The organism is Marinoscillum sp. (assembly GCF_965229915.1).
GTDB lineage: Bacteria > Bacteroidota > Bacteroidia > Cytophagales > Cyclobacteriaceae > Marinoscillum.
The window spans coordinates 2,154,195-2,177,656 of record NZ_CBDDJZ010000001.1 but is presented as its reverse complement, the minus strand read 5'-3'; the positions used below and the strand labels follow the sequence as shown (position 1 = coordinate 2,177,656).

Annotated in this window: 19 protein-coding genes and 1 tRNA gene; 14 read left to right on the top strand and 6 right to left on the bottom strand. The window is 43.3% G+C overall.

Annotated features, from left to right (window positions below; translation table 11 throughout):
- Positions 1-40: 40 nt before the first annotated feature.
- The 7 genes from ACO067_RS09465 to ACO067_RS09435 all read left to right on the top strand — a co-directional run bounded on the left by ACO067_RS09465 (position 41) and on the right by ACO067_RS09435 (position 10,764).
- Positions 41-220, top strand: coding sequence for a PID-CTERM protein-sorting domain-containing protein (locus ACO067_RS09465; protein ID WP_421873385.1), 180 nt, complete (start codon positions 41-43; stop codon positions 218-220).
- A 198-nt stretch (positions 221-418) separates the two neighbouring features.
- Positions 419-2,287, top strand: coding sequence for a tetratricopeptide repeat-containing sensor histidine kinase (locus tag ACO067_RS09460; protein ID WP_421873383.1), 1,869 nt, complete (start codon positions 419-421; stop codon positions 2,285-2,287).
- On the top strand, positions 2,284-2,982 hold the full coding sequence (locus ACO067_RS09455; RefSeq protein ID WP_421873381.1) for a LytR/AlgR family response regulator transcription factor: 699 nt from the start codon (positions 2,284-2,286) through the stop codon (positions 2,980-2,982). The genes ACO067_RS09460 and ACO067_RS09455 overlap by 4 nt, the downstream gene beginning before the upstream one ends.
- 129 nt (positions 2,983-3,111) lie before the next feature.
- Positions 3,112-6,363 (top strand): BspA family leucine-rich repeat surface protein, encoded by a 3,252-nt coding sequence (locus tag ACO067_RS09450; protein ID WP_421873379.1) that lies wholly within the window; start codon positions 3,112-3,114, stop codon positions 6,361-6,363.
- Between the two features lie 151 nt (positions 6,364-6,514).
- Positions 6,515-6,694 (top strand): PID-CTERM protein-sorting domain-containing protein, encoded by a 180-nt coding sequence (locus tag ACO067_RS09445; RefSeq protein ID WP_421873377.1) that lies wholly within the window; start codon positions 6,515-6,517, stop codon positions 6,692-6,694.
- A gap of 228 nt (positions 6,695-6,922) precedes the next feature.
- Positions 6,923-10,033, top strand: coding sequence for a histidine kinase dimerization/phosphoacceptor domain -containing protein (locus ACO067_RS09440; RefSeq protein WP_421873374.1), 3,111 nt, complete (start codon positions 6,923-6,925; stop codon positions 10,031-10,033).
- A complete protein-coding gene (locus ACO067_RS09435; protein WP_421873370.1) occupies positions 10,030-10,764 on the top strand; it encodes a LytR/AlgR family response regulator transcription factor in 735 nt (244 codons plus the stop codon). The genes ACO067_RS09440 and ACO067_RS09435 overlap by 4 nt, the downstream gene beginning before the upstream one ends.
- Before the next feature lie 211 nt (positions 10,765-10,975).
- Here ACO067_RS09435 and ACO067_RS09430 read toward each other — a convergent pair whose 3' ends face one another.
- The gene (locus ACO067_RS09430) at positions 10,976-12,097 is read right to left on the bottom strand and encodes a TRAP transporter substrate-binding protein (RefSeq protein WP_421873367.1); all 1,122 of its coding nucleotides are present in this window, start codon (positions 12,095-12,097) and stop codon (positions 10,976-10,978) included.
- Between the two features lie 76 nt (positions 12,098-12,173).
- On the opposite strand from ACO067_RS09430, the gene ACO067_RS09425 reads away from it, so the two are divergent.
- On the top strand, positions 12,174-12,836 hold the full coding sequence (locus tag ACO067_RS09425; RefSeq protein ID WP_421873365.1) for a DUF2461 domain-containing protein: 663 nt from the start codon (positions 12,174-12,176) through the stop codon (positions 12,834-12,836).
- Between the two features lies 1 nt (position 12,837).
- On the opposite strand, the gene ACO067_RS09420 is transcribed toward ACO067_RS09425, so the two are convergent.
- Positions 12,838-13,359 carry a hypothetical protein gene (locus tag ACO067_RS09420; protein ID WP_421873364.1) on the bottom strand — a complete coding sequence of 174 codons (522 nt, stop codon included), beginning with the start codon at positions 13,357-13,359 and terminating at the stop codon, positions 12,838-12,840.
- 188 nt (positions 13,360-13,547) lie between these two features.
- Between ACO067_RS09420 and ACO067_RS09415 the strand changes: the two genes are divergently transcribed.
- Positions 13,548-13,622: transfer RNA gene (locus ACO067_RS09415), tRNA-Val, on the top strand.
- Between the two features lie 534 nt (positions 13,623-14,156).
- Here ACO067_RS09415 and ACO067_RS09410 read toward each other — a convergent pair.
- Positions 14,157-15,071, bottom strand: coding sequence for a LysR family transcriptional regulator (locus ACO067_RS09410; RefSeq protein ID WP_421873362.1), 915 nt, complete (start codon positions 15,069-15,071; stop codon positions 14,157-14,159).
- 102 nt (positions 15,072-15,173) lie between these two features.
- Here ACO067_RS09410 and ACO067_RS09405 point away from each other — a divergent pair, with 102 nt between their 5' ends.
- The 5 genes from ACO067_RS09405 to ACO067_RS09385 all read left to right on the top strand — a co-directional run bounded on the left by ACO067_RS09405 (position 15,174) and on the right by ACO067_RS09385 (position 21,669).
- On the top strand, positions 15,174-15,491 hold the full coding sequence (locus tag ACO067_RS09405) for a hypothetical protein (protein ID WP_421873360.1): 318 nt from the start codon (positions 15,174-15,176) through the stop codon (positions 15,489-15,491).
- Positions 15,492-15,574: 83 nt separating this feature from the next.
- Entirely contained in the window at positions 15,575-17,233 is a 1,659-nt protein-coding gene (locus ACO067_RS09400; protein ID WP_421873358.1) for a proton-conducting transporter membrane subunit, read from the top strand.
- Positions 17,234-17,252: 19 nt separating this feature from the next.
- Positions 17,253-19,700, top strand: coding sequence for a YbcC family protein (locus ACO067_RS09395; protein ID WP_421873354.1), 2,448 nt, complete (start codon positions 17,253-17,255; stop codon positions 19,698-19,700).
- A 150-nt stretch (positions 19,701-19,850) separates the two neighbouring features.
- A complete protein-coding gene (locus tag ACO067_RS09390) occupies positions 19,851-21,002 on the top strand; it encodes a PepSY-associated TM helix domain-containing protein (protein WP_421873353.1) in 1,152 nt (383 codons plus the stop codon).
- A gap of 100 nt (positions 21,003-21,102) precedes the next feature.
- The gene (locus tag ACO067_RS09385) at positions 21,103-21,669 is read left to right on the top strand and encodes a hypothetical protein (protein WP_421873351.1); all 567 of its coding nucleotides are present in this window, start codon (positions 21,103-21,105) and stop codon (positions 21,667-21,669) included.
- Positions 21,670-21,716: 47 nt separating this feature from the next.
- Here the strand turns inward: ACO067_RS09385 and ACO067_RS09380 are convergent, their stop codons facing one another.
- From ACO067_RS09380 to ACO067_RS09370, 3 genes are all read right to left on the bottom strand, one after another.
- Positions 21,717-21,971 carry a DUF6952 family protein gene (locus ACO067_RS09380; protein WP_421873350.1) on the bottom strand — a complete coding sequence of 85 codons (255 nt, stop codon included), beginning with the start codon at positions 21,969-21,971 and terminating at the stop codon, positions 21,717-21,719.
- On the bottom strand, positions 21,952-22,263 hold the full coding sequence (locus tag ACO067_RS09375; protein WP_421873348.1) for a thioredoxin family protein: 312 nt from the start codon (positions 22,261-22,263) through the stop codon (positions 21,952-21,954). The genes ACO067_RS09380 and ACO067_RS09375 overlap by 20 nt, the downstream gene beginning before the upstream one ends.
- A gap of 92 nt (positions 22,264-22,355) precedes the next feature.
- Positions 22,356-23,375 carry a LacI family DNA-binding transcriptional regulator gene (locus ACO067_RS09370; RefSeq protein WP_421873346.1) on the bottom strand — a complete coding sequence of 340 codons (1,020 nt, stop codon included), beginning with the start codon at positions 23,373-23,375 and terminating at the stop codon, positions 22,356-22,358.
- Positions 23,376-23,462 lie beyond the last annotated feature (87 nt).

Below are 23,462 nucleotides of genomic sequence, written 5' to 3'. Positions count from 1 at the left end.
GAATTAAGGCTTTTGACGCTAACATAAAAACACAAAAACCATGAAAAATCTACAATACAAAACCCTACTCGTTCTACCAGCATTATTACTAGTCTTACCAGCAATGGCTCAGCCATCAGCACCACCAGCTACACCGATTGATGGTGGGTTGAGCATCCTGCTGGCAGCAGGCGGAGCCTATGGCATCAAGAAGCTGAGAGATCATCGAAAAAATCATTAAGGGAACCTATTCCCTCTCCTTCTAGGAGAGGGTTAGGGTGAGGTCTAGGGCGTCCTGAATCGATGTGAATCGCATTTGGGTGAAATTAAAACCGGCTTCTTCTCTGATAGGGGGAGGGTCGGTTTTTTTAAATTTTCAGGCATTCCTCTTGATTTCATTATATCTTTTGGGCTTTAAATTCTATTTCGACTAATAGATATGCTTAGAATCGTCCGAGGAGCTTGGTTTGCCTGCGCCCTTTTTCTTGTTGTAGTCTCTTATTCCCAGCCTCCGTCTTTTAATGTATTTGATTTTGCCAGGGAGCAAATCAATAAAAACCCTGATACGGTGCAGCATCTGTTGAGTCAAGTATTCAATGACAAAACGTTTACAGATTCCCAAAAGTCAGAAGTATTTCGGATATTAGGTGAGTGTTATCGCATCCAGTCCCAATTTGATTCTGCACTTCTATTTTTTGAAAAGGGACAAAATCTAGCCTCTTCTCAGAACAACATGCAAACGGAAGCACTTTGCCGTCTTGGTATTGGACAAACACTACTTGCTCAAGGACGCATGAGCGATGCTCAGGAGAGTTTTACAAGTGCGCTGCAGTACTTTGAAGATCATGAAATGAACGATGAGGTGGTAAAGACACTGACTTACATTGGCTTTCTGTTTCAGCGATCGAATGACCTGAGTCTAGCGCGTAAAATGTATGATCAGGCACTTCTGCAGCCAAGTGATGAGAAGTATCATTTGTTAATCAGCCTGGCCACCTGGCATGGCAGAATGAACCAACCAGATTCTGCTTTAAGAATATATGATAGCCTTTTGACTATCCCTGAGATAGCAAATGACTACTTAATAATGTCCAGAATACACCTTAATGGAGCGATCGTTTATGACCAACTAGGTAATCATGAAAAAGTCATTGAATACAACCGAAAGGCTATCAGGTACAATAAAGAGCTTGGTAATCTGGCTTCACTTGGTATTATCTATCAGAATCTGACTCAGTATCATTTTTTACGTGGAGCGTATGAGCGATCCAGAGTGTGTCTCGATAGTGGCTATTTTTATGCTAATCGCGTGGGTGACTTGAATGTCTTCATTAAACTTCTTGGCATAGAAGTGGAATTTGAAAAGTTAGAAGGTGACTATAAAAAAGCGGAGTATCTGATGGAAAAGTACGATTTTCTCAAGGATAGTTTGCACCGTCAACGGCAATCAGAATTGGCACGTGAGCTTAATGTAAAGTATGAGACAGCTACAAATAAGCAACGAATAGCCGAGCTTCAGCTTGAGCAAAAAGATGCCGCTTTGTCGCTAGCCAAATCTAAAAATCAGCGTAATTTAATTCTTCTTGGATTTGGTCTTTTGCTGGTAGTAGCCGGTTTTTTATACTTTGGGTACGTTACAAAAAAGAAAACCTCTGATGTGCTTTCACACAAAAACTTACAAATCTCATCAGCTCTGGAAGAGCGTGAAACCCTCCTGAAAGAAATTCACCACCGCGTGAAAAATAACCTCCAGGTTATATCAGGTTTACTGCAGCTACAGGCTGGCTCGCTGGAAGACGAAGCAGCTATTGACGCAGTAAAACAGGGTCAACATCGGGTAAAATCTATGGCACTAATACACCAGAGACTTTACTCTACAGATGATGTTCGTGGTGTTGACATTCAAGATTATTTTGAAAGTCTTTGTTCTGAATTGTTTGTCGCATTTGGAGTAGATGTGGAAAGGGTTGATTACGAAGTAAATACCAATGGTCTGAAACTCGATATTGATACTGTGATTCCACTTGGGTTGATCATCAATGAATTGGTAACAAATTCACTGAAGTATGCCTTCTCCACCGGTAAGGGTTTATTAAGAATAGAAATAAAACAGGAAGCTGATAATCTGGTTGCCCAGGTTATGGACAATGGAGTTGGGATGGATGAGAAGGAATTGTCAGAATCTAACTCATTTGGCTGGAAATTGATCAGGTCACTATCCAGAAAACTAAAGGCAGAAATTGAGATTGTAACAAAATCAGGCACTGTAGTGAATATTGTAATGTCTCGATACAAATTGGTTAAATGATTAAAGCACGGATATTAGTAGTTGAAGACGAGCCTATTATTTCAGATGTGATCGTTGATGCATTGGAAAAGAATAATTACCAGGTGGTTGCAGTGGCTGATGAAGCCACAGAGGCTTTGAATTGTTTGCAGGGTCAGACTGTTGATATTGCGTTGCTTGACATAAATATTGAAGGTGATGAGGATGGAATTTCATTAGCAGAAAAACTAGAGATACCTCATATTTTTTTGACTTCATATCATGATCAGGAAACAGTCGACAGAGCCAAAAGAACAAGTCCCGCGGGATATGTGATTAAGCCATTCAATGAAAGGGATCTTTTAGTGAATATAGAAATGGCTCTTTCAAGGCTGCAAACTAAAAAACCAGAAAAGCCAGATTTACCTGAAAAATTTTTTGTGAGAGATGGACAAGAGATCGTTTCTGTCAAGCCGACTGAGATTCACTATGTAGAGGCAGATGATAATTATGCGAATATTTACACAGATAAAGGTATGTTTCTAATAAGTCATACCCTCAAAAGTATTGAAGATAAGTTGCATCCTTTCGGATTTAGAAGAATTCATCGCTCATACCTGGTCAATTTTGATAAGATTGATGCAATATCAGAGGGTTACGTATTCATTGGATCTAAAAAGGTGCAGATTGGTAAGTCCTATCGTAGAGAATTTATGGAAAGTTTGCCATTACTCTAGTCATCGTTTTGCCTCATTTTATTTTTCCTTTCACTAGGTTTTACTCGCCCTTTACTAAAATCGAGTGTGATCTGGTAGGCTAATAAATCATATTCACCACTGAAATGCTAAACCAATTCAGTTAAGAATATGAGAAAAATACTACCTCTAATTTTGTTATACATAGCGACCTCAAGTGGCTTAATGGCTCAAAATGCCTTCATCACTACGTGGGTTACCGATGACGGGACCATAGATATTGATGATGTAGGTTCTGGGTTTTATGATGTGACCTATTATCTGGAATCTAACCCCGGAGCATCGACAACTCTTTCCAATGAAAGGTTCTCCACTCAGATTTCTTCACTAACCAATGGGTTGACTTATGTGGTGGAGATCAGTGGAAATTTCTCCGGGATGGTGTCCACGATCAGTGGCTTACCAACAGGTACCGCGGATAAGCTTCGGTCAATAGATCAGTGGGGTGACATAGAATGGACCACAATGGCCAACGCATTCCGGGGATATACTAACCTGACGCTTACAGCTACTGATGCACCCGATCTTTCAGGAGTTACAAGTATGCAGGGTATGTTTCAGGAATCAGGCATCAACAGTGTCAACTTAAATCATTGGGATGTCAGCTCCATCACTGATATGAGCTGGACCTTTGCGTATTGTCCCAACTTCAATGGAGACGTGTCAGACTGGAATGTCAGTAGCGTAACCACCATGGCCAATATGTTTAGGTCATTAAGTTACTATGAAGATCCATTTTCAGGAGATTTGAGTGGATGGGATGTAGGTAATGTAACCAGCATGGGAGGAATGCTAAGTTATACGGCAATTTCTCAGGAAAATGTGGATGCGATGCTTTTAGCATGGTCAGAACTCACTACTATTCAGAGTAACGTTACACTAAGTCTTGATGGATTGAATTACTGTGAAACTACCGGTATCGATGATCTGGAAAACAATCATTCGTGGACCATCTCAGGAGCTACCAGTAAATGTCCTCAAGTATTAAGTTTTGACCCATTTGATGATATTACTTACGGAGATGTGAGTGAGATTGAGCTCGATTTTGATAACACGTCTGGATTGCCACCTACTATTGTAACTAGTTCAGACACAGATGTAGCTACTATTGTGGAGTCTCCACAGTACACTTATAAAGTGGTCATCCAGGGTCCTGGTACCACTACTATCTCGGCTCAGGCTGAGGAAACTTCGTCCTATTTCGAATCGAATGTTGCCGCTCAAACTCTGATAGTTGAAGAGGCGGCGGCCTTTACCATGAAGTATCAGATTACCAATGATGGTAGCTCTACATGGAATGAGTTACAATTAAGGCCAGGGTTGACCTCAGAGGGCTATACAGTTGATTATGGTGACGGAAATACGTATACGGGGACTTTTGCACCCATACATACCTATGCGGCCGAAGGTGAGTATACCGTTAAAATCACAGGAGACTATCCTTATTTTACCATAAGACTTCAGGACAGATCGAAATTAGTGGAGATTAGTCAGTGGGGAGATATCGTTTGGGAAGAGTTTTGGGGTAGTTTCCAAAACTGTACCAACTTGACTTACACAGCGACAGATGCGCCAGATTTATCAAGTGTTACACGATTGCAGGAGATGTTCTCTGGAGCGTCATCGTTTGATGCAGATCTAGGCTCATGGGATATTAGCACCATTACCAATATGAACGGGATGCTGAACGGTACGGCACTTACTGCGGCTAACTATGATGCAACACTTACTGGCTGGGAAGGTAGTGGCTCAGTGCCCGGTTCAGTTTCCCTGGGAGCGACAGGACTAAACTACTGTGAAGCAAGTGACGCTCGCCAATCACTAATTAATAACCATAGCTGGACCATATCTGATGCAGGCCAGCTATGTCCACCAGTCATATGGAATGGGTCAGTATGGGATAATGGTGAAGGTCCTACAGCGTCTGATAATGTAGAGATAGATGGGGACTATAGCGAATCAGCAGGGTTCGAATGTGATGACCTCACGATCACATCTGGTAATTCGCTGATGGTGAATGGTACAGTAGTGGTGAATGGAAACCTAACAAACTATGGCACCATGACGGTGGAGTCTGGAGCATCACTCATCACATTTGATGGAAATACCATAGCTGGGAATATCAAGTTTAAAAGAAACACACGCTATGCCGATGGAAAATACAGTTTCATTGGTTCTCCGGTTGAGTTTGGTACAACCACGGGTGAAAACCTCGGTGATCATGTATACAAATACGATGAATCTGCAAGTGCAGACCCCAACTCATTGGACAGGTGGATTGATGCTTTCTATGATCAGCTTATTCCAGGTAGAGGGTATACGCAGGCAGACCAGCAATTGATTGAATTTACCGGTAGACCAAATGACGGCAATGTGATTTTGGGAGGTGCAAGCTATGATAATGATGGATGGCACTTGGTGAGCAATCCTTACCCTGCAGCGCTCGATATAGATGCATTTATAGACGGTAATGGCTATATCACTGGAGATGTTTACCTCTGGGATGATAATGGATCTGAGACAGGAAGAGGTTCGAATAGCGATTACATTGTGGCCAACAAGTCTGGAGCCACAGATAACAATGGCCCTGATAATGAAGCTCGTTGGAATGGTCACATTGGGTCTATGCAAGGTTTTTTTGTTAAGCTGGATGGTGAACAAGGCAACATACTATTCAAAGAAAACATGCGGGTAAGTTGTGAGAACGACGATGATAATTATTTTAGAACCTCCACTAGCACTCCACAAAGAGTTAGAATCAATCTGACACATGAGGAAGGGCTCTTCAAACAAACACTTCTGGCCTGGAATGAATCCGTAAGTGATGATACTCTGGTCAAAGGTTATGATTCCAAAGTATTTTCCACCAACATACCCTATTCAGTTTATAGCATAAAAGCTCATGAACCATTAGCGATCCAGACGATTACTTCAAATAAGGAGGTGATACAGCTCGGTTACTCAGTGGATCAGGCCGGCCTTTATTCTATTGAGATAGATATGGCGGAGGCTACGGATAAGTTCCTATACCTTAGAGATAGGCTGACCGGCGAATTGGTTCATTCCGACAATGGCTATGAGTTTACTACGGCTGCAGGTCAGTTCACTGATCGCTTTGAGTTGGTAACCAATGCAAGAGTACTCGGGTTAGAAACCAATGACATTCAGGTTTACGCCTACGAGCAGACAGTCTACATCAACCTACCTGAAGGCTCAGAAAGAACCATCGATTTGATTAGCCTGGACGGCCAGCGACTGTTGAGCATAAAACTCAGCAGGTCTGCTAAGATCGAAACGAATCTCCCGGCAGGTGTCTACATCATCACCGACGGAGAGCAGTCACACAAGATTATTTTGAAATAGAAGTCAAAAGCCCAAAAAGATGGTCATTCTGAATTTATTTCAGAATCTATCGAGATCGTTCAGGTCGCTATTAAAGAGATCCTGACATTCCATGCGGAACAAGTTCAAGATGACTTAAGGCTTTTGACGCTAACATAAAAACACAAAAACCATGAAAAATCTTTTATACAAATCCCTACTTGTCCTACCAGCACTTTTACTTGTATTGCCGGCTTTTGCACAACCGGGTGCACCACCAGCCACACCGATAGATGGTGGGTTGAGCATCCTGCTGGCAGCAGGCGGAGCCTATGGCATCAAGAAGCTGAGAGATCATCGAAAAAATCATTAAGGGAACCTATTCCCTCTCCTTCTAGGAGAGGGTTAGGGTGAGGTCTAGGGCGTCCTGAATCGATGTGAATCGCATTTGGGTGAAATTAAAACCGGCTTCTTCTCTGATAGGGGGAGGGTCGGTTTTTTTTATTCCCATCACTCATAAAAGCCTTTACGAAGTATGATATGCATAATCCGTCAATTGAATTTGCCTATTCGCTAAAATTGGACAATCTTCCAGCTGCTAATGGGAAGAACCAGTCAAATATTGTTTGGCTTTTACCTCTTGATTAACTGTCATTATGGATATGCTCAAGTGGATACATCCTGGGTAGATTTACCCGTACTCAGAGGTATGCCTGCTCTCGTTAGCAGGTTTCCCGTGTCCATAGAAGCAAAGGCTATCGTGAAGCCAAAACAAGGGATTTCCCTAAAGAAAGAAGTTATGCAATTGGAGTACACTGGCCAGGCTCCCTCTAAATGGAAATCAGTAACATTCACACCACATCAGGTTAACTACGGTAATAGTTACCCAACTCAAAACGAATTACTATACAAGGATAATGCGAAAATTAACGTCAGGTATCTGGACCAATCTCACGGTTTTCCAGAAAACGATCTTTATGATATCGCTGAGGGAGAGTCTGGGGAGATGTTTTTCGTGGGAGAACATGGCTTTTACATCTACAATGGCCATGAAGCCTATGAGATAGGAATCGACTCTACTTTTTTTTCTGAACTGCAAGCCTGCTGGAAGGATCAGGATGGCAAGATATGGATTGGCGGGAGGGATGTGCTGGGTTATCTACAGGATAGCACATTTTATTCCATGGATCTCCCAGGAATTTTTGTGACGGAAATCAATCAATACAGTTCTGGAGAGCTTGCCATTTCTACCAAGACCAATGCGTTATTGCTCTATGAAGATGGTCAGGTACTCAGTTATGAAGCAGCTATTGAGTCCCCCTGGACTACTTATAGTATAAAGGACCCAAACGGTCAAATCTGGATAGCCACAGAGCGAATCCACCCCGTATTGCAGCGAAATGACTCGCTGTTCAAAATTAAAAACATCAATCAGGCACGTAGTTTTGAGTTGTTTGATGGCAAGGTGTGGATCGCTACTTTTTATGCTGGCACCTATCAGTACAGCGAGGATGGTTTTTTCAAAATTGACTTGATGCAGGAAGCGGCTAATCATGCCGGGCACAACATGGCGTCAAGCGAGGAGGCCTTGTGGATAGCCTGCTATGGCTATGGGGTTTTGAAGATTGATACAGCGGGTATTCAGCGCTATTATAAATACAATGAAGGGCTGTCGGGCAAAGGCCCCATCGATGTACTCGTTGATCAATTCGGAAATACCTGGGTCGCGCATTTAGGAGCTGGAATTTCCAGAATTGAACAGCCAGTGTTTGAGGTGGCTGAGGACCATTCACAGGGCTTTGTGAGTTACATGGTGTCAGTGGACAATGACCCATGGTACTTTACCAATGGTCAACCATTCGCTCAAAAAATAGGAGACACATTTTATCAGTATTCCACAGATGGTGATGACGACCGGTTCACTTTTTCCGGGTTTGTGGATGGAGACAGTGTGTGGGTGTCTACTTATGGCAATGGACTTGCCATTTTCCAATCACTCAAGGAGAGTTACCACACATTGAGTTACTCGGATGATTATTTTAACAATACGTTGTTTTACCCGGTCAGAGATAACCTGGGCAATGTTTGGTCGGTTTCTTTGAGTGGGCATCTGTTGAAGTACACTAACGGTCAGTTCTTCAATTACTCTGAACATCCCATTTTTCGGGGGATCGATTTTCAAAGTACCGGCACGTTGCGCAATGGAGAGGTTGTTTTTTATAGTAAGGAAAGCATTGTTCTCATACAGAATAATCAGTTTCGGATGATTGGTTCAGAAAATGGATATCCAAAAGAGCCTATTACCTGTGTATATCGAGATATGGACGGTGCGCTGTGGCTTTATGGAGCTTATAATATCTATTGGATTAACTCTTCTGGTGTTTTGCAGTCCATACCTAAGTCTTCGGTGATTGTGAGAGATGTGGTGCAGGAGACGGATTCCAGTTTCTATGCGGTTACGGACCAGGGAATATTATCTATAAAGAGGACGACAAATGACCAGCTTGATCAATTTTTATATGGAGTGACTTATGGGCTCCAAATGGTCAACAATACCTGGATTCGTCAAGAGACGGAAAGTTCTTATTTGGTGGGAGGACCCAATGGGGTATTTCGATTCCAACCATCCCTCATTCAAAACCGTAAACCACCTCAGATAAGTCTTTCGGAGCTTACGCAGTATAAGCCAGTTTATAATCAGTCAGAGCGGCCCAAATTCATCTTCAATCCCATTGCTTGGGGGAGACCCGCCACACTCGAATACCGCCTTTTCCCTCAGGATTCCAGTCCAGCAGGAGAATGGCTGACTCAGACTGAGCACATTGTGGAGTTTAACAATCTCTCTCATGGCAAGTATTCATTGGAGGTGCGAGTCAGCGATGGTGTTCACACCGGACTGCCTATGCGCATAGACTTTAGGGTTAGACCTTACTGGTACGAGGCTACCTGGTTTTATTTGCTCATGGTTGGACTGGTGATAGTTCTCGTTTGGGCAGGTATGAAGTACACTCGTATGCTTGACAAAAAGCGAGCAAGGATTTTGGAAAAAGTGGTTGCTGACCAGACCAAAGAACTTCGCCATGAAAAGTTACAGGTGCAAAGCAGGCTCGAAGAGAAGGAGGTCCTCCTGCACGAAATCAATCACCGGGTTAAGAATAACCTGCAGATCATTGCCAGTATTCTAGACATGCAGATTGAGAATGTGAAAGACCCACATATAAGAGAGGTGCTCAAGAGCTCTAAAGGTAAGGTGCGAACGATGGCAGTTGTCCATCAGAAGTTATATGAAAATGAGCATTTGGAGCGTATTCGTCTGGATCAGTATCTCAGTGAACTATGTAGAGAGATATTGATCAGTTTTGGGGAGATGGCAAAAAATGTGGACATCCAATTCAAGCTGGATGAACTAGACTTTACTTTGGACCATGCTATACCTTTAGGGTTGATTGTCAATGAGTTGGTGACCAATTCTGTAAAATATGCATTCGACGAACAACAAGGAGAGATCGTGGTGCAGGTCTTTGAGCACGAAGGATTTTTTAATATGAGCTACAGCGATAATGGTCCTGGGTACTCATCAAGTCAGCTAGATGAAGTCAATGGATCTTTAGGTTTGCGACTCATTCGAATCCTGGGAAGACAGATTGGCGCGCACGTATTTTTTGAGAACAAAGGGGGAGCCCATTGCCTGCTAATGATACCTAAGAAATGAAAGACATAAGAGTATTAATTGTAGAGGACGAACTAATCATAGCCGAAGCGCTAGCGGACATGCTGCGCAAAGTTGGCTATGAAGTCACAGATATGGTTATGTCCGCAGAGGATGCATTAGCCGCTATCGAGAATAATATGCCAGATATGATCTTGCTGGATATTCGGATCAAAGGGGAGCATAATGGCATATGGCTGGGTGATAAGATCAAAAGGAATTATCAGATTCCATTTGTCTATCTCACTTCTCATGGTGATCGTCGCACAGTGGAAGAGGCCATTCAGACACAACCTGCAGGGTATATTCTTAAGCCCATTGAAAAGGAAGGACTTTACGCTACCATTGAAACAGCTCTATACAATCACAGCCTTCAGTTTCCCAACAAATCCGATGATACCAATAAGCCTATATTCAGTACCAAAGATGCGCTGTTTATCAAGGATGAGTATTTGCTGGTAAAGATGAAGTTTGAGGACTTGCTGTATATCAAAGCGCAGGGCAATTATGTAGAGCTCCATACGTCAAAAAAGAAAAATTTGGTCAAGCAAACGCTTAAGGAGCTGATCAGCATCTTACCTCAGGACCATTACATGCAAATACACCGATCTTATGTGGTCAATTTGCATAAGGTAGATACCATAGGGTTTTCGCAGATTAGCATTGGGGACCAGCATATTCCACTTGGCAAAGATAAGCGTGAAGCGTTGATTGCACGTTTGCAGCGGCTGTAGGCTGATTTCTGTTAATCAACCTAACTCGCAAATTCATCAACCTAATACAGGATTAGGTCAATTAGTTTTTATCGCTAAGCACAGATTCATCAACTTAGGTCTGGTAAAAGAAACATTGAAGATTAAGCAAGATTTTCACAGTTGCTTATAGCTGGTTGGGGCAACGGCCGATCCAATCTCAGACAAACGCGTTTGAGAAGGATCGGTTTTTTTATGTCATTTGGTTGTAAAACATTTTCTCACTGATATTCATCCAGGGCATGATTTTTTTCCGAAATGCATGGTAATGCTCATAAACGCGTTTACTCTGCGCGTCAGTCTCAATCAACTCTCCTATCACCTCTGTGGTAGCTTTTTTTAACCCGCTCATTACGTCATCTGGAAAGGCAGTTAACCGTACATCAGTTTCGTCAATGATCTTTTGTAGGTATTCGCCATTCTTTGCATCAAACTCGGCCATCATCCAGCGATTCAGTCGATAGGCACCAGTGCGCACGATTTCTTGTAAGTCTTTAGGTAATTCGTTGAACTTAGACCTGTTGCAGATCAACTCCAATACAGGTCCAGGCTCATGCCAGCCAGGATAATAATAGTATTTAGCTACCTGATGAAAGCCCATTTTATAGTCGTGGTAAGGTCCGATCCACTCTGTAGCATCTAATACTCCTCGCTCCAGGTTGGTATATATTTCTCCACCTGAAACCAGTATGGGAGTACCGCCAGCTTGAGCAAATACCTTACCTCCAAGTCCTGGTATACGCATTTTCAAGCCTTTGATGTCTTCTAGCGAGTTGACTTCTTTGTTGAACCATCCACCCATTTGTACACCCGTGTTGCCACAGATCATTGGTAGCAGATCAAAGGGCCGGTACACATCTTCCCACAGGTGTTGTCCACCTCCAGAGATAATCCAGGATCCCATTTGCTGGGCGTTCATCCCGAAAGGAACGGCTGTAAAAAACGGAGCGCATAGGAGCTTTCCAGCCCAGTAGTATGCCGCTCCATGGTTCATCTCGATCGCTCCACTGCTCACTGCATCAAATCCTTCTAGAGCAGGGATCAATTCTCCACCACCATACACGGTTATTTCCATGCGGCCTCCTGACATTTCTTTCACCCATTCTGCCATCATTTTACAACCCTCTCCCACTACTGGAAAATTGGGTGGCCAAGTGGTTGTCATTTTCCATCGGTAGGTATTGTTGAAATTGATGTTGACATTTTTCCTGGTTTCCAAATTGCAAGCCGCCAGACTAAAGGTACTGCCTGCAATGGCCGCTGCGCTTGCTTTCTTAAGGAATCCTCTTCGGTTGTTCGAGTTCTGTTCAGACATGTCGATGAAATTAATTATTTTCTTCGGTCACACATTAGCTCTTTCTAGAAAACCCCGGGAGAATTTTTCAGTTTATATGAACATGAATCTTACCAATAGCCTCAGTTTTTTGGAGCAGCTTGCTCAAAACAATACCAAAGAATGGATGGATGCCAATAGAGATTGGTACCAGGATTGCCGAAAAGAATTCATCCATTTTGTGGAAAAGATACTTAAAGACATGCAGCCATTTGAACCAGCTGTTGCGGGATTGGAGGCCAAGAAGTGTATTTTTAGGATCAACAGAGACATTCGGTTTAGCAACGATAAGCGGCCCTATAAAACCAACTTTGGTGTGGCTATCTCAGAGGGAGGCAAGCATTCTGAATATCCTTCCTATTATTTTCACCTGCAGCCCGGGCAGAACTTCGTAGGTGGAGGTATCTACATGCCACCTGGGGAGACATTAAAGAAAATACGTCAGGAAGTGGACTATAATCCGGAGGAGTTAAAACGAATTGTGGAGCAGCCCGACTTTAAGAAGATCTATGGTCAGATAAGAGGAGAAAAACTCAAAACAGCCCCAAAGGGTTATCCCAAAGATCATCCGAATATTGAATTTCTGAAGCTGAAGAGTTTTACGGTAATGACAGATCTTACTGACGCTAAGGTCAAATCAGATCAACTTGCCCAGTTGATTGTTGAGCATTTTCAACTCATGAAACCTTTCAATGATTACCTCGCCGTAGCAGTGAGTTGATTTAGTAAGGATAAGGTCTTCCCAGCTTGTTTGCTTTTTTGATCCATTCATCATCAGGCATATTACCACTGGCCAGTTCGCGATACATTTGAAAACCATTACCTGTATTTCTGAAAATCAGGAGATAAGTGTCATGGATCATTCTAGCAGAAGAGGAATCCTTAGGTGTGAAGAAGCAGTTGCTATAGCCTAGTTCGTAAGCCCACTCATTGTTGATGATTTGAATTTCGAGCGGAACAATCTGTAGAGAATCGTAAGAAAAAGCCTTCGTTGCTTCCCTTTTCATTTGTAGCCAATCTGAGGAGGCTGGATACATTGTTACCGCTTCAGGTGAGGCAAGACCTTTTAGTAGTGACCTGTTTTGCTCTTTAACGGCACGCATGTAAAGGTCACGTAAGCTATCAATTTGGGCTATTGCTTTTTCTTTATCGATGGTTAAAGATGTGTTTTTATCTTGTGGTTTTTCAGTAGAGCAGGATAGCATCCAACATGCTAATAGTGATAAATAAATGAGATTTTTCATGGTTCATTAGGAGGTTTAATTAAACTCAAAATAGCAGGTAAATGGATTCGGGTCAACCTGAACAGGGAATAGATCAAATAGTTTGAATAAATTTTCTTTAACTATTTGCATTATTAAAAAACCCCGCTATTTTTGCCATCCGTTTTTGAGAGGTCTAGCAAAGATCTGAGTGAAAACACTACAAAAATGGGCGCTTAGCTCAGCTGGTTCAGAGCACCTCGTTTACACCGAGGGGGTCGGGGGTTCGAATCCCTCAGCGCCCACTTCGATTTCAACCCTGACGATTCAGTCAGGGTTTTTTTATGTCCTTGTATTTCTGTGGAATGCTGAAGATTTAGGATCAATCTGTATTTCTGGGATCAATCTGCATTTCTTTTAATGCCTAATCTCTTTTGTTATTTGAAGATCAGAGCACCTCGTTTACACCGAGGGGGTCGGGGACGGTTCGCCGCTGCGATTCGAATCCCTCAGCGCCCACTTCGATTTCAACCCTGACGATTCAGTCAGGGTTTTTTTATGTCCTTGTATTTCTGTGGAATGCTGAAGATTTAGGATCAATCTGTATTTCTGGGATCAATACATTTCTTTTAATGCCTAATCTCTTTTGTTATTTGAAGATCAGAGCACCTCGTTTACACTGAGGTGGTCGGGGACGGTTCGCCGCTGCGATTCTGCCGTAGGCATTCCTATGGAAGAAATCGTAGCGAAGTGGAGATTCAAGAGGGGATGCACGGTTGTGCGTATGAGTAATCCCTGCCTCGCCGGCTAGGCGGGTCTCAGCGCCCACTTCCATTTTTTTATGCCTTTTTTGAGGATGCTACTTTCTCAAATTCAGTGTACCAACTGAAGTGCTTTTTGATAATCTCATCTTTCCTCTCACGAATGAACTCTAAGTAAGCTTTAGCAACCGGAGACAGGTTTTTGTTTTTATGCCAACCGAGACGCCAGGTGGTGGTAATTGGCAAACCTCTGGAAGGAATGATGCTGAGATCGCCATTGGTCAGTTCGTTTTTTAGTCCAATCAGCGGCAGAATGGAGTGACCAAGTCCAGCTATGACAGCTTGCTTCACTGCCTCGTTAGAAGTCAGCTCCATGCTTTTGCGCTTGTCTTTGTTTTCAAAATAGGCGTCCATGGCTAGCCTGGTGGCAGATCCTTTCTCTCGAAAAATCAGTGGTTTCTTAGCCTTGCTTGTATTTTTAGCACCTACTAGATAGAGTTTATTTTCCAGTAATAGCTCCTCGTTTACAGGAATGTTTATCGGAGGCACAGAGAAAAAAGCAAAGTCTATTTCATTGCGCTCAAGCTGAGCCACCACTGCGGATTTGTTAGATACATCCAGCACCAAATCGATCCCCGGATTGGATTGAATAAAGTCATTAAGGAAGTATGGAATCACATATTTTCCAGTAGATGCCGATGAAATTCTCAGTGAGCCTCTGAGTAGATTAGAATATTCTTTCGTCCTGAATTTGATGGCTTCAGCCTCGTTGAGGACTGTTTTGGCTATTTCTGCAATGGAGTACCCAAAGTCCGTAATCATGATTTTCCGCCCCACAGCTTCTGTCAAAGGAATGTCAAATTGGTTTTGAAAATTTTTAAGCTGTATTGAAAGAGCCGGCTGGGTCATGTGGAGCACTTCGGCCGCCTTGGTAATGCTCTGCTTCCGTACTACTTCCACAAAGATTTGAAGTTGATGCAAAGTGTAATTCATAAGTATAAATATATGATATGTATTAAAAACATAAATATAATTATATGAAATATAATTCTAAAATTTGCGGAGAACTTAATTGTACCTTAAATCAAATTACTCATGATCAACCACGAATCAACAAGTTACAATGATGTGCTAACCGCAAATGTTGCACCTCTCAATTTCATGAAAGAAGAACTAAGCTGTGAAGAAGCGACTCATTTGCTTGAGGAGGTAATCGAAGGACTCAAGGCACTCTATCGAAGACAGTATTTGATCCAATGGGAACGTGATCACTCCACCTCTAAATCCGCATTTGATCAGCGAATAGAGCACCTCAACAAGCTTAAAGAGCAGCAAAAACAACTAATAGATGAGCTGAGTCAGGATTCTGGACAGATAAAACTGGAAGGCTTATTTCATATCAGCTGCTCTTAAGGCTGAATGAACTTAGGGACAACAGATAACCCATCACACATCCCACTTTCATTTTTTATCTACATACCAAAAGAGAAAACGATATGTTCATACAACTTTTACCAGTTTTTATACTATTGTCAGTTTGTGCCTACATCCTCACGGCTGTAGCATCCTGGTTTCAACCAGGGATCAACCCGACTTTGGTAAAAAGTCTGGCCAAGATTGCATCCATCCTGACCATCCTGCTAGCTGTGGGAGTAGTTGCTATACTGGTCACAAATGGTCCGACCAATTTCTCCTTGTTCATTTATGAAGGATTGGGGATCAGTTTGCGTTTTGATGCAATCAGCGTGATTATGTACACCATGATTGCTTTGCTGGCCTACATTGTCATGCGCTTTAGTTTCAAGTATCTGGAGGGGGATTCCAGACACGGTGCGTTTCTGGGCAGATTGGCTTCAGCCATCGCTTCTGTACAGCTGCTGGTGATGTCAGGAAATCTGGCTATCCTTTTCGTAGCCTGGGTAGCCACCAGTATTTCATTACATCGGTTATTACTTTACTACCCAGACAGACCGGGAGCAATTGTTGCAGCGAAGAAAAAGTTTATCGTTGCTAGAATCAGCGACTTGTGTCTTGCTATTGGTTTCATGCTCATATACGAGCAGTTCAAAACTGGTGAGCTTACTGCCATCATGAGCTACATGGAGACAATCTCCTGGGCCACTCTGCCTCCGGGTGTTGAGCTGGCGGTGTTTTGCTTGGCTCTGGCTGCCATGTTCAAGTCAGCACAGTTGCCTACTCATGGCTGGCTGATTGAAGTAATGGAAACCCCTACACCAGTGTCTGCCCTCTTGCATGCCGGGTTGCTAAATGCCGGTCCATTTCTAGTCATCAGATTTGCATTTCTATTCAATCTAGGGATCTCAGGTTCGTTTACGCTGATACTAGTTGGCGCTCTAACTGCGCTTTTTGGGTCACTGGTATTTTTGACTCAAACGTCTATCAAGACAGCCCTGAGTTACTCAAGCATTGCTCATATGGGATTTAGCCTGCTGGTTTGTGGATTGGGCGCTTTTCCTGCAGCCATGTTGCATTTGGTTGCACACTCCTTTTACAAAGCACATTCATTCCTTTCGTCAGGCAGCGTTATTGATCAGGTAAGAGCGAGTTATGTAACAGTAACTGGCCGTAGCGGCGATATTCGAAAAATTGGGCCGGGACTGTTGGTTGCAATCGCTTCGTTTGCAGGCATGTTCTTCTTGTTTGGACTCCATACTTCAGAAAACTACGCACTCATGTTTTTGTGTCTTGTAATCACCCTGGGTCTATCGAGGCTCTTGATTCCAGCTTTTGATACGATCAATAACATGCTGTTGATCTTAAGAGTGCTAGTCTTAAGTATTTCTGTCATCGCAGCGTTCTTATTCTTGGAGTCAGGCGTGAGTGTGCTGATGGCATCCAGTCTTCCAGTGGACCCTGGATTAACTCAGATAGAGCTGATGACTCTGGGAGTACTTGCTTTGGGATTTGCTGCGGTGATACTCCTGCAAGTGATGGCTCCGATGTTAGTCCACAAAGCGAGCTATCAGGCTCTGGTCATTCATTTGAAAAATGGCTTGTACATCAATACCCTGTTTGACCGGATGGTTGGCACCTGGAGGATACGTATGCCTGAAATGCAACCAGAAAGCACTGAGAAGATAGACAAGGAATATCTGGTTAGTGACCTAAAACTGGAATACAAAACTCAATCTTAAGACATCTAATCAACTTTAAATGAAACAAGAAACCTTGTTATCCAAAGAGAAATTAAGAAGTAGCGTTCTTAAGGCGTGTAAAAAAGTAGCACCAGCGTGGCCTCTGGAAAATATGGTCGCCGTAAACCCATTCTTGGGAATGACGGATCAGCGCTTTGAAGCCGTAGCACAAGAGATGGACGCGATGGGGATGCAAATGACCATGCCTACATCATTTTACCTGAGCAAGCTAGAATCAGGTGAGATAAGCCTGGATGATTTGCACCAGGTACTGAAAAGTCATCGTCAGGAAATAGAAGTCACCAAATGGCTTAGAGATGCTCAGATAGATGCATTTTCGGACGAATCAGATCGCTCATTGATCCTTTCCGAACTGGCCGGAAGTACTGGTGAGAAAGACTGGAAAAGATTTATGGTCAATAGAGTATCCAGCTGGGCAGGATCTTATTTTGACAAAGGACAAGCGACCTGGCAATCATACATTGATAAAAAGGAGATGTTCGCTTCCTGGCGAGCGGAAGCAGTGATCGATCGCACACCAGACTTTACGGGCTTAAAAGGGTTTCGAAAGCAGGTGATAGAGCTACCAGAGGATTCCTTTTCAGCAATTGATCAGTGTTTGTCCCACTTGCCATCACTAAATGATGAGGAACTGGATGTTTACTTTCATGGACTGCTCAGATCTGTCAATGGATGGGCGTCCTATGTCGCTTATTTAGACTGGGAAAGAAAACTCGCAGGTCAAGAGGAAGTGTTTTTACAGCAGTTTCTGGCAGTGTTGGTAAGCTGGGATGTGTGCTTGTCGCTTTCACTAAGACATGATCAAAATAGACGACTCTTCAAAGATCGCTTGTCTCAGGTTAGCCGGTCTCTATCTTCTCAGCAGACCAACAAGAGCCTGGCAGCACGACTGATCTTACAAGAAGCTTATGAAAAGTCGGCGCAGCGGAAGTTGCTCTTCAAATTCAAGCAAAGAAGCACCTCAAAACCAAAAACGAATAGCAGACCGCTAGCCCAAGCTATCTTTTGCATAGACGTACGATCGGAAGTCTTTAGGAGGAATCTGGAACTGGCAAATCCTGAAATAGAGACCATCGGTTTTGCAGGGTTTTTCGGGTTCCCAATCAATCATCTACCTGTGGGTCATAATAAAGCGGAAACTCAGTGCCCGGTACTACTAAAGCCCGGTTTAACTGTAGGAGATTCCATGAGTAATAAAGACCATCTGGCACAAGTGACCAACCGACGTAGACTCTCCAGGCAAATTGCTTATACCTGGAAGTTGTTTAAGAGTGGTGCGGTGTCTTGCTTCAGTTTCGTCAGCCCATTAGGCATTAGCTTCCTTCCGAAACTGTTTTCAGACACGTTTGGGTGGACGAGACCTGTTCCTGATCCAAAGACTCATGGCTTGTCAAAAAAGGAACAGCAGGATCTGGAGGTGGATTTGCGAAAATCTGGTGATTTTGGGATTTCACTGGATGAACAGCTAGCTCTGGCAAAAGGAGCACTGACGGCCATGTCGCTTACCGACAACTTTGCCAAGTATGTGCTCATAGTGGGCCATGGATCTACTTCGGTAAACAATCCTCAGGCTACCGGCCTGGACTGTGGTGCATGCGGAGGCCATGCAGGTGATGTCAATGCCAAGGTAGCAGCCATTGTGCTTAACAATCCGGAGGTTCGGAGACTCCTGTCTCAAGAGGGAATAGTGATCCCAGAGGATACACGGTTTGTGGCAGGTCTGCATGACACCACCACTGACGAGGTGGCTTTTTTCGGGTTGCAACACATGCTGCCAGAAGCGTCAGGGGAAATAGAACAGATCAAAAAGGCTTTTGAAACCGCTGGAGGTTTGAGTAGGAATGAACGCTCCTCCAGGTTTTCAGAGCGAGGAGCCAAGGATATCGCCTTTAGATCCCGTGACTGGTCTCAGGTGCGTCCTGAGTGGGGTCTGGCGGGATGTTCCGCCTTTGTCGTTGCAGAGAGAAAGCATACGGAAGCATTGAACCTGGAAGGTAAATCCTTTTTGCACTCTTATGACTGGAAAAAGGACAAAGAGTTTAATGTTCTGGAACAAATCATGACTGCTCCGATGATAGTGACCAGTTGGATCAATCTGCAGTATTATGGGTCAAGCGTGGACAATCATACGCTTGGGGCAGGTAATAAAACCTTGCACAATGTCACAGCAGGATTGGGAGTGATAGAAGGGTCTTCGGGTGATCTGAGACAAGGACTTGCCTGGCAATCTGTACATGATGGTACCGATTATCAGCACCAGCCCCTGCGACTGAATGTGATTATTCAGGCACCCCAGGAAGCAATGAGGCAGGTGCTGGTCAAGCATCCAGAAGTAAGACAGTTATTCGATAATAATTGGGTCAAGCTACTGTCCATGAATGATGAAGGTCAGGTTGTGAGTGAGTACACCACTGACTCGCAATGGTCTGAAGTCTCTGCAGTATGATTGATCTTTGATTAGGTAAATTCAGAACCGTCTATTCGTAAGGGTAGACGGTTTTTTGCTTCATAGGAGCCCATTCAAAATCACTACTCGTAGCGATTGTGGTCGGTTTCAGTTAGTACTAGCTTTGCTTGATTGATCAATTCCTGGAAAATGAAGCAGAAAAGGACTCCCTGGCAAATCATTCGCAAACTTCTAAACGACATTCATCTATGGTTGGGACTGGCCTCCGGGCTAATCCTTTTTGTTGTGTGCTTCACAGGTACCGTATACACTTTCCATGAAGAAATCGGCCAATGGATAGATGCTGATAAATATTACCTAAATGCCCCAGCTGGGAAATCCCCTCTACTGGTGGAAGAGCTGTCTCAAAAGCTATCAGCCACAGTAGAAGGCGAGCCAATAGCCGTAACCATTCCTGCTAGTAGTGATGAGGCGTATCAATTCACTGTAAGAAAGGAAGGCGAGCGCAGAGCCGCTACTTACTTGGTAAATCCATACAATGGAGAACTATTGGGGGATACCAATAGCAGTGCTTCTGAGTTTTTTATGGTCATGTTTAGGTTGCATAGATGGTTGATGTTGGACACCTCCGTCGGTCGGCCTATTGTCGGTTGGGCTACGATCGTATTTGTAGTGATTATTCTTACGGGTCTGGTTATTTGGGTTCCCAAGAAAGTGAAAAACTGGAAACAAGGACTCAAGATCAAATGGCGAGCAAATTGGAAACGCATTAATCATGATTTACATAATGCACTGGGGCTTTACACGGCCATTTTTCTATTGATAATGGCACTTACAGGATTGCAGTGGTCATTTAGCTGGTATCGATCTGGATTGCGAAGTTTACTTGGGGTGTCAGATAGTCGTACCGAGCGACAAGTGGATCTGCCATCGGTTCCGAGTGATTCCAGGGCACTATCAGCAGCAGAGCTAATCAGAATAGCGGAAGCGGAATTACCTTTTGTTGGGGCGTATCGTGTTGAACTGAATTCAGAAGCTGTAGTAGCTGACGTAAGAAAATATCCCTCAGGTTTTTTTGCCACCCCGGCATCAGATGTGTTATCGATTAACCGTTATTCAGGTGAGGTGGTTAGTAGAGAATTGTTCGCAGATAAGCCATTAAATGAAAAAATAGCCAGATCCATTAAAGCATTGCACGTGGGAAATGTGTTTGGCACTTTCTCAAAAATCGTCTACTTCATATCCTGCCTGATTGCCACCAGCCTCCCCGTTACTGGGACACTGATTTGGTTTAACAAGCTAAAGAAAAAGAAAGTCAAGAGATCTAAAGTCCTGGCTTAGAGAAATCGTCTTCTGTTTGACATTATTGAATAAATTGGTTCATTAAACCCAACCCCTAGTTTTGGTTGCGGTATACTTATGCGGTTAAATCAAAGAGGTAATGGATCCATTTGAGTATTTTGTAGTCTTACAGTCCCTCATTTTAGGTTTGGGCATTGCTCAGTTGCTCACTGGTGCAGCTGATGTCATCTCCAACGTGAAAAACACAAAGCTGGGAGTAGCGCACACCTTGTTTGTTCTTGTCGTTTTCTTAATGCACTTGCAGGAATGGTGGTATAGCTATCAATACATTTTTGAAATCAAGGAGTGGACCTCTCCTTTGATTTTATTCCTTCTGGTATATCCTATTCTGCTCTTCTTATTGGCCCGAATGCTGTTCCCAACTGGATTGAGGAGTCATGAAAATGATCTGGAGAAGTATTACTATGATCAGTGGAAGCCATTGTTTGTAGTGATGTTCCTGATCGTATTAATGAGTCTGTTGCAGAATGTATTTATTTCAGGCTATGATTGGACCATACAGATTCCGCAGTATGCGATGATGATCGTGTTGTTTGGGTTCATAGGCTTGAACGTCAAAGGTAAGTTAGCCCACAACATCCTGCAGGCATTAATCTTTCTGGCCTGGCTGTTAGCAGCAGTCCTCGATCCATTAGTGATTAAATGAAAAAGGCTCCAATCTGGAGCCTCCTTATGTATATTGTTAATTTGTTGTCAATTGATGGAACCCATCACTCGTTTCATGAACCCGTTGAGGGCTTCCTTCTGAGGTGTGCCGTTTTTCACTTCTTTGTGAACCTCAAGTGCACCATACATATTGGACAGAAGCTCTCCAATGACGTCCAACTCCTCATCTTTGATCCCTTTGGCTTCCGACAGATGCTCTAGCATCTCAATGGTCTCCACCACCCAGTCTTCGTCATTTTGGTCTACAAAATCTACGATGTGCTTAATTACTGGTAACCTCATTGAGAATAGACGTTATGGTTTCTACTTTGTTTCCAGCCGCTTGTGATACCAGATTTCCACCCTTAAATCCAGCGAAAGTGGGCAGGTTGCTTACATCAGCAAGTTTTCGGGAGTTAGGAAGTTTTTCGGCATCTACATAGACAAAGACAACTCCATCATTTTCCTGTGCCATTCTTTTGAATTTTGGCTTGGTTACGCGGCAGTTGCCACACCAGGTAGCTCCATACTGCACCATCACCTGGTCATTACTGTTGATTATTTCTTCTAATGTATCTTCCGCTAATTCGATCATTTTGTTTTGTCAGTTATCTGTAGATGTTAATTGAGGTGCAAAAATGTGAACACCAGGATTCATTTAATTTATTCTCTGATAACAATAACTTATTAGTCATTCAGTGAGCTTTCTCTCACGATAAGCTCACTTTTGAGCACTACTGTTTCATTGAAGGTTTGATCTGGGTTGTCTATTTGCTTGATCAGCAGTTCGGCGGCTTTGAGGCCCATTTCGTAGCCTGGCTGTGACATGGTGGAGAGTGCGGGCTCGTATAAGGTACCGATGGACCAATTGCTGAAGCCCACCACTAATAAGTCTCCAGGAACGCGGAGTCCGATTTTCTTGGCATTTTTAATTGCTCCAATGGCCAGCATATCCGTTGCAGCAAACAAACCATCAATTTCTTTGGAGTTGATCAATGCCTCTGTTCGTTTTCTGCCATCTTCATAATCACCCGAATCACAGTGAATAATCCATTCATCTTTGGTGTTCAGGCCGTGTTCACTCAGTGCTTTGTTGTACCCCGCCAAACGATCCTGGTTGATTAGAAGATTGATTGGACCGCCAACATAGGCTATGCGGGTACTTCCCTGCTGAATGAGATGCTTGGTAGCCTGGTATCCTGCATCAAAGTCATCCAGCACGACTTTAGGTGCTTCTATCTCATCACAGATACAGTCAAAAAATACCAGAGGGAGGTTTCTATCTACGAACTCCTTGAAGTGTTCGTAATCGTTGGTTTCTTTTGAAATACATGCCATTAGACCATCTACACGTCCATTGATGAGTGCTTTGGTGTCGATCACTTCGCGTTCATAGGACTCATGTGACGAGCTGATGATCACGTTGTATCCACTGGCATATGCGTGATCTTCAATACCACGAATGACCATGGAGAAAAATTCATGAACGAGCTGTGGTATGATGATTCCCAGTGTTTTGGTCTTATTACTTCTCAGGCTCAGTGCAGTAAAGTGAGGACGGTAGTTGTATTTTTTGGCTAGTTCCTTTACCGCTTCGCGCGTTTGTAGCTTCACTAGAGGGTTATCTGCCAATGCGCGTGATACTGTGGAAACCGATACATTCAATTCTCGGGCTATGTCCTTAATAGTAATAGGTCCTTTTTTCATGGTAAAAGCAAGATAATCAACTCTTCAAAGACCGACGGTTTTCACCGGCCGATTTTTGCGTGTTTGATGTTAACGTTAACTGATGTA